We start from the raw sequence: 1208 nt of genomic DNA, 5'->3' as shown, positions 1-1208 counted from the left end.
AGCGTGGTACTGCGCAGGGTTGCCGGCAAGGTGGGCATGGCATTGCCGACAGCCACATCGGTACGCCTGGCGAAGATCAGCAGCAGGTTGCCAGGCGGGTCAGCCAGTAGCTGAGCCAGCAGGCGCTGCGAGGCATCATCGGCCCACTGCACGTCGTCCAGGAACAGCACCAGCGGGTGGCCGGGGCGGCTGAACACTTGCAGGAACTCGACGATGGCCCGCAGCTCCTTCTGCAAGGCCAGGCGCGTGGGTTTCGCTGGCAGCTCGGGCAGGGGACCGAGGATCAACTGCAGGTCCGGTGCCAGCGTGCCGAGGAGCCGGCCGTGGCCTTTGATGCGGCGCAGTATCTCGCGCCGCGGGGCATCAAGGTCCTCGCTGCTCTTGGCCAGTAACTGGGTAGTCAGCGCGCCGAGTATCTCCACCCACGGCCCATACGGCACCGCTTGCTGCAGGCTGTTGCATCTGCCAGTTGCCCAATGGCCGGTGGCGCAGGTTTTCAGCGTGGTTTCGACCAGGCTGGACTTGCCCATGCCAGCGGGGCCGTTGATCAGCAGGGCCTGCGGGGTGCTGTCGCGGCGCATGGCCCTGAGCAGCAGGGTGATGGCTTTCTGTTCGGCGTTGCGGCCATACAGGCGCTCGCGGCTGGGCGAGACCGGGTCGGCGCAACCGGGCTCGAAGGCCGGCAGGGTCCTGGTAGCGGTCCATTGCCGCTGACAGTGGCCCAGGTCTATCGCCAGGGCGCGGGCGCTCTGATAGCGAGCATCGGGTTCCTTGGCCAGTGCCTTGGCCAGGATCCGGCTCAGCGGCTGCGGCACGTTGCTCTCGACTTCGCAGGCGGCGCGCGGCTGCACTCCCGCATGCAGCTGACGCCAGTGCGGGGTGTCGCGCCCGGTCAGCGGCAGCTCGCCCAGCAGTAGCTGGTAAAGGATCGCGCCCAAGGCATAGATGTCACTGCGCCGGTCGCTGCTGCTGCCGTGCGGGCAGACCTGTTCCGGCGCCAGGTACGCCCAGTTGCCGAGCGGGGTGCCCTGTTCGCTGATCAACTGCGCCGGGTCGGCACGAAAGCAGCTCAGGCGCACCCGCTGGTTGCCCTGCAGGCACACATGCGCTGGCTGCAGGGCGCCATGCAGCACATTGCATTCGTGGGCCAGCGCCAGGGCGTTGGCCGCGTTCATGGCAATATCGAGAAACGGCGCGAGCGCCAGTGG

1 protein-coding gene is annotated in these 1208 nt (G+C 67.9%); it reads right to left on the bottom strand.

The features are described from left to right. A partial coding sequence (locus tag HP547_RS28855; protein WP_172288911.1) for an AAA family ATPase occupies positions 1-1208 on the bottom strand: 1208 nt, incomplete at both ends.

Origin of the sequence: Pseudomonas sp. CM27, from assembly GCF_013179515.1 — a bacterium.
GTDB lineage: Bacteria > Pseudomonadota > Gammaproteobacteria > Pseudomonadales > Pseudomonadaceae > Aquipseudomonas.
The sequence above is the reverse complement of the archived record's forward strand: the minus strand, read 5'-3'. Positions and strand labels throughout refer to the sequence as shown.